The sequence below is a fragment of the Candidatus Cloacimonadota bacterium genome (assembly GCA_012516855.1).
Classification (GTDB): domain Bacteria; phylum Cloacimonadota; class Cloacimonadia; order Cloacimonadales; family Cloacimonadaceae; genus Syntrophosphaera.
The window spans coordinates 79,111-86,100 of the sequence record JAAYWB010000059.1; the positions used below are offsets into that span (position 1 = coordinate 79,111).

Sequence of the window (6,990 nt, forward strand, 5' to 3'; positions counted from 1 at the left end):
AGGAGATAACAATGAAGATCGACCTGCTGCGCAAACCGGCGGAGCATATGGACACAGTGATCATCATGCACGGCGACAAAGGTGATTTCCAGAACATTGAGTATTTGCCCGAACACATCAAGAATGCCGTGGGCATCATCGTCAAGCAGGATGAATTCACTTTCAGCTACAAAAACCTGAAGAGCTTTCCCCTGGTGCACGCCCGCCACCGCAGCAACATCATCCTCTGCGGCGTGGGCAATACCCAGGACCTCGACTGCGCCAGGTTGCGCGAACTTTTCGCCCTCTGTATCCGGGCCGCCCTCAAAATCGACGCTCGCGAGGCCTTTCTCTACCCGGGCTTCAGCAATCCCGTGGGTGAGGTGAATTTCGGCCATATCCTGGCTGAAACCGCGCTACTGACAGCTTACAAGTTCGACAAATATCTCAGCGAAAGCAAGGGCCACAGCCTGAAAGCGGTGCATCTGGCCGTGAATCCCAAAACAACCCGCCACATCAACCGCGGCATCCTGGAAGGACGCATCTTCGCGGAATCAACTAACATGGCCCGCGACCTGGTGAACGAGCCCGCCAACGTTATTTATCCCGATTCCCTGGCCGAAATCGCCAAGAAAGCGGCCCTTAAATACGGCTTTTCCATCGAGGTTTTCGGGCAGGACAAGCTGAAACGCCTGAAAATGGAGGCCCTTATGGCCGTGGGCAAAGGTTCGAAGCAGGAACCGAGGCTGATTCTGATGTCCTGGAACGGCAACCCAGAACCCAAAGCCAAAACCATCGGCCTCATCGGTAAAGGGCTCACTTACGACAGCGGCGGCTACTGCATCAAAACACCCCAGGGCATGGTGAATATGAAGAGCGACATGGCCGGCGCCGCAGCAGTGATCGGCACCTTCGCCGCCATCGCTACCCTTAAGCTCAAAGTGAATGTGCTGGGCGTGATCGCCGCCTGTGAAAACATGGTCTCCGGCGCGGCCTACCATGCCGGCGACATCATCCGCAGCATGAGCGGCAAAACCATCGAAGTGATCAACACGGACGCGGAAGGGCGCCTCACCCTGATCGACGCCATCCACTATGCCATCAGCCGCGAACATGTTAGCCAAGTTATTGACATCGCCACCCTTACCGGAGCGGCCGTCGGCGCCTTGGGCAACCAGATTTCCGCGGTGCTGACCAACAACGAAAAGATGCTGGGGAAGCTGCGGCTCGCCTCTGACTTCACCGGCGAAATGATCTGGCAACTGCCCACCCACGAACCCTATCTGGACCTTATAAAGAGCGAGGTCGCCGACCTCAAGAACAGCAGTGGCCCTATGGCCGGAACGATCACAGCCGGGCTCTTTATCCGCGAATTTGTGGACGGCAAACCCTGGCTGCACATCGACATCGCCGGCACCGCCCATAAAGACAAGGAAAGCGGGATAAATTCCTACGGCGCCACCGGAGTCGGCGTGCGCCTGCTCACCCAGCTTTTGCGCGAAATGGAATGAAACGCATTACTACCCTGCTGGCCTTGCTGATACTGGCCCTTTTCGGCTGTAAAAAGGCCACTGAAAACCAACGTCCGCTGGTGATGGCGAGTATCCGGCCCTACGAACTTCTGCTGGCTGACCTGCTTGGGCCGGAATTTGAGGTTCGCTTCCTCATTCCGGCCAACGCGTCTCCCCACACCTTCAGTCCCGGTCCCCGGGACATCAGGGCTTTACGTGAAGCCAGGCTGGCCTTTTCCAACGGACTGGGCCTGGAAACCGATCTTGAAAAGGCTTTCACTGCGCTGGGTGACACCCACCTCCGGGCGGAGGAATTGCTTAAAGGTGTGGTTCCCGAAAACGGAAACCCCCACATCTGGCTTTCGCCGCTGCTGATGGAAAAACTCACCCTGCGCCTCAGCGAACGCCTGCAAAAGATGTTCCCCGAGCGTAGCGAGGAAATCGCCAACCGCGCCCTGGACCTGGTGGCCCGTCTGGCCGCTCTGGACGAGAGAATCAGCCGCGAACGGGAAGCTCTCGGCCCAACTCCGCTGATCAGCTTTCACGACAGCTTTCACTATTTCAGCGCGACTTACGGCATCGATGACCTGGGCAGCGTGCAAAGCTCTCCCGGCCGTGAACCCACACCCCGTGAACTGACCCGGCTGGGTGAGTTGATCCGCGCTCACGGAGTTAAGGCGATTTGCGTGGAACCCCAGATGGATAGAAAGTCCGCTGATGTTTTGGCCCGGGAATTCAACCTTCGCGTGATCGAACTTGATCCCTTGGGCTTCAGTATCCAGGCCCAAACGCTGCCTGACCTTATCAGCGAGAACTGGGAGCGAATGAAGCAGGCCTGGCAGACCGAATCCCTGCCGTGATCAGGATTTCAGGGCTTTCCCACAGCTACGGCGGCATTCCCGTCCTCAAGGACATCAACCTGGAACTGGCCGACGGCGAATTTGTCGCCGTCATTGGCCCCAACGGCGCGGGAAAATCCACCCTGGTCAAACTCATCCTCGGCCTTTTACCCTTGCAGAGCGGCTCCATCGAAATTGACGGCCAGCCGCATCTGGAGTGGCTTAAAGCCCACCCTCTGGGCTATCTGCCCCAGCATGAGGAATTCGACCGGAAATTTCCCGCCACCGCCCTCGACCTCGTTCTGCTGGGTTTGGCTGGCGAACTGGGGGGGGGGGAAAGATTCCGAACTTCCCACAAGGACCGGGCGCGGCAGGCTTTGGCTAAAACCAAAATTGGGAACCTGGCGAATAAGCAGATCGGAAGCCTCTCCGGCGGAGAGCTTCAACGCGTTTACCTGGCCCGGGCGCTCGTATCCGACAGCGATTACCTGATCCTGGACGAGCCGGAGGCCTCTGTGGACTTGCCTGGCGTGCAGAGCTTCTTTTCCCTCCTGAAGGACCTCAACGAGGCAGGTAAAACCATTATCACCATCTCCCACGACCTTCACACCCTCACCGAATACTGCAGCTTCCTGGTTTGCCTCAACCGCCGCCTCCACTGCCACACCCAGACCGATCTGGTGAACGCCGAAATCATCCAAAAAACCTTCGGCGATACCGTTCGCATCATCGAAAAGCACTACTGATGTTTTCATTTTTGGTTCACGCCCTGTTCGCCGCGCTGCTCTCCTCGGTTTGCCTGGCGCTCTTTTCGCCTTTTGTGACCCTGCGCCGGGTGTCCTATCTGGGCGAAGCGCTTTCCCATATCGCCTTTGCCGGGATTGCGCTGGCGCTCTTGCTGGGGCTGAACCTGCAACTCACCACCCTCATCTTTGTGATCGCCGTGGCCCTGGCCATCACCTGGCTGGCCCGACGCCGCGAGCTTCAGGAAGCGAACACCATCACCATTTTCCTCAGCGTCTCCATGGCCCTGGGAATCATCCTGATTTCCCTCCGCCGCGGCTACAGCTTCGATCTGGCCAGCTATCTCTTCGGCAACGTTCTGCTGGCCTCGTCAGCGGATCTCTGGATGCTGGGAATCCTCATGACGGTGAATATCGGCTTCATCGCTTTCTTTTACAAAGAGCTTTTTTACCTTTCCTACAATCCCGACCTAGCCAAGTTTTACCGCTTGCCGGTGCGGATGGTGGACCGCCTCTTCATGATCCTCCTGGCCGCCAATATCGTGATAACTCTGCGCGCGGCCGGCATCATCCTGGTGAGCGCCCAGCTCATCCTGCCTGCCGCCACAGCCTTCAATCTGGTGAAACGCCTCGACCACGCCGTGGTGGCCTGCGCCTTTATTGCCATTCTCGCTGCGACGGGCGGTTTCGCGCTCTCCTGGTGGCTCAATCTGCCCACCGGCGCCAACATCGTCCTCCTCGAATTCCTGCTCTACCTGCTCAGCCTTCTTTTCCGTCCCCGCTCCGCGTGACTTGGAAATCTATTCCTCCTTTGCCCCATCCCACTCACATCCCATTCACTTCCCGCTGACTTCCCGCTTGCCAAACGGGAACTCAACGAGAGGCAAGTGAGAGGCAAATGGGATGGGGCAAAGGAGGAATAGATTGGGAGTAAAGAAGTTACGAACTATATCCCGGAGATGAATTTCACCAGGAAGTCGGGCTGGTAGGTCAGTTTGGCTTGACGAAGGCCTTTCAGGCCCATGTCCTGTTCTCGGTTAATCCAGGTGTATTTTCCCTTCAGGTGGCGGGCTGTTTCCCAGTTGATGAGTTGGGCGCTGCCTTTCATGTCGGGGTCGTATTTCTCGAAGTGGATGGTGATCATGTCCGGGTTGACAGGTGAAAAAATAGAGTAGGCTGAAATCTTGTTATGGTGGCAGATGATGATGCCGTCCACGGGCAGCTCGTTCCACATGGCCAGGGTGTTCTGGATGGCTTGGAACTCCGTTTTCAGATAGGCTCCGTCAACGTTGCGTTCGCGTTTCCACTTTTCAGTGAAGCGCAGCAAAACATCGTGTTTTTCCGGGGTCACTGGCAACACGTGGTAATCTGGATATGAACGCGCGAACTGGGATACGAGGTTTTTCTTCTTTGCCATTTTTTTGCCGCTGAGGTTCACCAGTTTTTCCACTGCATAGGCGTAATCGGCCCAGTCTCGGTCTTCCTGGAGAGTGAAGAAGTTCTCCAGGTCGGGATTGGTCTGCGGCCAGTTTTCCGGGATGAGGATGAGTTTTGCTTCAGGGTCTGTGGCTCGGAAAGCGTCCAGCAGTTCACGCAAGTCGGAAGAGGCAAGGCCGGGCCCCACGGGGAAGAAAAGATAGGCGTGTTTGGGGCTGTAAAGCACCAAATGGTCGCGCCAGAGGGTGAATTGGTTGTTGTAAATCTTGCCCCAGGTGAGCAGGTTGACCACCGCGTAATCGCAGTTCTGGCGCGGCCAGCGGTCAAGATACTGGCGCAGCAAGGGCACATCGGCGGTGGTAAGTGTTTTCAGTTCAGGCAGATCCAAATGCGCCTCACTCCATTTTAAGCAGCATGGGCGTGTAATCCTGCATCCGGGCAAAACCCAGCCGTTCGTAGAAATCCTCGTGGCCGGGTTCGGAAATCAGACCGATCCACTGGATGCCCTTGGCACGGAGGAATTCGACCAGCTTGGCCACGATTCTGCCGCCAATGCCCTGTCCGCGGAATTCGCTGTAAACCACCACGTCCTGGATGTAAGCATCGCTGCAGCCGTCGCTGATGGCGCGGCCCATGCCAACCAGCTTTCCGTTCAGACGGGCGGTCACGAAACAAAAGCTGTTGGCCACAATCCCTTGCACCGTGGTTAGATATTGGGGGTTATCGTCCGTCTGCCACCAGCCAGGATGGCGGTAGAGGGCCAAAATCTCGGCCGGATCGGCCTCTTTGACTATTCTTAACTCTATTTCCTCTTTCATGTCTTTCCTTCAGGGCAAATCTTACCATTATCAATATAACACCAATACCAATCTGTGGTAGATGCGTTTTTGTCAAGCCGCTTGCGACAAGGCGGGGGAAAGTTTTCGACAGGCACGGATCACATAAAGAGCGGATAAACAGTGCGTTTATGCTGGACATGATCGAGGCTAACTATGCCTGAAACAATGGTGTTGGGTCACATGAACGTCACCCTGGCTGGATTTCGCCCGGCTGTGTCACATCGAGGGCAGCGACCCTGGCAAAGGGATCTGGCGATGGTTTGAGGCATTTAGCTTGACAGCCTGAGGGTAAGAAAAAAAATGACACAACCATGTGCATCTCTAGCTCAGTTGGTAGAGCAACTGACTCTTAATCAGTGGGTCGGGGGTTCGAATCCCCCGAGATGTACCACATCTTCAGCGGCTTGCCAAGAATATCTCGGCCCGGATTTCCGGCAGGCCGCTTTTTTATTGGCTGAACCTTCGCGAAACCTTTCACTCGAATCCAGAATTTCCCCGATCCGCAATCCGTAGTTTGGTCATGCTGAAAGTGTATAACGGAACTGTTCCATTAAATAAGGTCAGAGGGATGATTTCAGAAAGAGAGGCTTAACATTTTTTGCTTTACAGAATTTCCTTTGGAGGCAAAGTGGGTTTTAGGTATGGAATGCTTAGTTCAGCCAAGTTATCAGTAAGGAATATGGATGTATGACTTCTAATAATGTCCAAGGCTCTGTTACGGGTTCGCTCAGGGGAAACGATAGCTATATCTTTTACCTGAGATAGAGCGGCAGCTATGATGGCGCTTTCTACACCTTTCTTGAGACAGCGAAAACCCTTACCGCCTTACCCGGTAGAATAAACAAAGGAAGAAAAAGATGCGTATTCTTTTGCTGATCCTGGTGGTCACACTGCCTTGTATCGTGTTGGCTACCACAATAACCGTGAAGCAGGACGGAACAGGGGATTACACTCTTATCCAGGCTGCCATTGAAGCTGCCAATAATGGCGATACGGTGCTTGTGCATCCCGGCACATATGTGGAGAATATCAATTACATTGGCAAATCCATCAGAGTATGCAGCCTGGAAGCCACAACTGGTGATAGCACTTACATTAGCCGGACCATAATTGACGGTAACCGAAACGGCCCTTGTGTTGCTTTTCTTAATGCCGAGCAAAACGCCACCTTGCGGGGCTTTACATTAACCAATGGGACAGGATACATTGCAAACGATGAGCATACAAGAGGAGGGGGAGTGCTGATTAGAAACACGTATATGACCGGGAGTTCAATATCTCTTACAAATTGCGAGATAACCGGTAATTACGCCGGACTCGGTGCAGGTATTAGTAGCACGAATGCGTCATTGTGCTTGAGTGGCTTAAACATCCACCACAATTACAGCCTTGCACAAGGTGGAGGAATACATATTGTAGGAGCCAGTAATATCGTGCCAAATATCGTTTTTGATCCAGTGAACAGATGCTCCGTTTATGAGAACTATGGAGCTGCTCCGGTAGACATATCCATTGTTGATATTCCAGCCAATTTAACAATATACTTGGGTAAAGCAAGCATCAATCCACCCTCAACCTTCTATATCGGCAGGCATAACAATATACCCAGTCTGCAGCAGTACCATGATACGGTGATTGCAGA

7 protein-coding genes and 1 tRNA gene are annotated in these 6,990 nt (G+C 54.3%); 6 read left to right on the forward strand and 2 right to left on the reverse strand.

All coding sequences use genetic code 11. The annotated features are described in order from the left end of the window. The first annotated feature begins 11 nt into the window (after window positions 1-11). Genes GX466_06090 through GX466_06105 form a run of 4 tightly spaced genes read left to right on the forward strand, consistent with a single transcriptional unit; the run spans window position 12 to window position 3,863 of the window. Complete coding sequence (locus tag GX466_06090; GenBank protein NLH93772.1) at window positions 12-1,490, forward strand: leucyl aminopeptidase; 1,479 nt, start codon at window positions 12-14, stop codon at window positions 1,488-1,490. Then, window positions 1,487-2,350, forward strand: coding sequence for a zinc ABC transporter substrate-binding protein (locus tag GX466_06095; GenBank protein ID NLH93773.1), 864 nt, complete (start codon window positions 1,487-1,489; stop codon window positions 2,348-2,350). Before GX466_06090 ends, GX466_06095 begins: the two co-directional genes overlap by 4 nt. Further along, window positions 2,347-3,075, forward strand: coding sequence for a metal ABC transporter ATP-binding protein (locus GX466_06100; protein NLH93774.1), 729 nt, complete (start codon window positions 2,347-2,349; stop codon window positions 3,073-3,075). The genes GX466_06095 and GX466_06100 overlap by 4 nt, the downstream gene beginning before the upstream one ends. Further along, window positions 3,075-3,863, forward strand: a complete 789-nt coding sequence (locus tag GX466_06105) for a metal ABC transporter permease (protein NLH93775.1) — start codon at window positions 3,075-3,077, stop codon at window positions 3,861-3,863. The genes GX466_06100 and GX466_06105 overlap by 1 nt, the downstream gene beginning before the upstream one ends. Before the next feature lie 155 nt (window positions 3,864-4,018). On the opposite strand, the gene GX466_06110 is transcribed toward GX466_06105, so the two are convergent. Together GX466_06110 and GX466_06115 are read right to left on the reverse strand one after the other, a co-directional pair. Then, window positions 4,019-4,891, reverse strand: a complete 873-nt coding sequence (locus GX466_06110) for a DUF2156 domain-containing protein (protein NLH93776.1) — start codon at window positions 4,889-4,891, stop codon at window positions 4,019-4,021. Window positions 4,892-4,904: 13 nt separating this feature from the next. After that, window positions 4,905-5,327: a GNAT family N-acetyltransferase gene (locus GX466_06115; GenBank protein NLH93777.1), complete on the reverse strand. Its 423-nt coding sequence runs from the start codon at window positions 5,325-5,327 to the stop codon at window positions 4,905-4,907. Between the two features lie 336 nt (window positions 5,328-5,663). On the opposite strand from GX466_06115, the gene GX466_06120 reads away from it, so the two are divergent. Then, window positions 5,664-5,739: transfer RNA gene (locus GX466_06120), tRNA-Lys, on the forward strand. A 466-nt stretch (window positions 5,740-6,205) separates the two neighbouring features. Continuing rightward, the coding region (locus GX466_06125) for a hypothetical protein (GenBank protein ID NLH93778.1) at window positions 6,206-6,990 on the forward strand (785 nt) is incomplete at its 3' end.

What these genes read in the sequence shown, in the direction of transcription:
- GX466_06115 (NLH93777.1), bottom strand. Translation starts at nt 5,327, where the DNA reads ATGAAAGAGGAAATAGAGTTAAGAATAGTCAAAGAGGCCGATCCGGCC.
- GX466_06105 (NLH93775.1), top strand. Translation starts at nt 3,075, where the DNA reads ATGTTTTCATTTTTGGTTCACGCCCTGTTCGCCGCGCTGCTCTCCTCG.
- GX466_06095 (NLH93773.1), top strand. Translation starts at nt 1,487, where the DNA reads ATGAAACGCATTACTACCCTGCTGGCCTTGCTGATACTGGCCCTTTTC.
- GX466_06090 (NLH93772.1), top strand. Translation starts at nt 12, where the DNA reads ATGAAGATCGACCTGCTGCGCAAACCGGCGGAGCATATGGACACAGTG.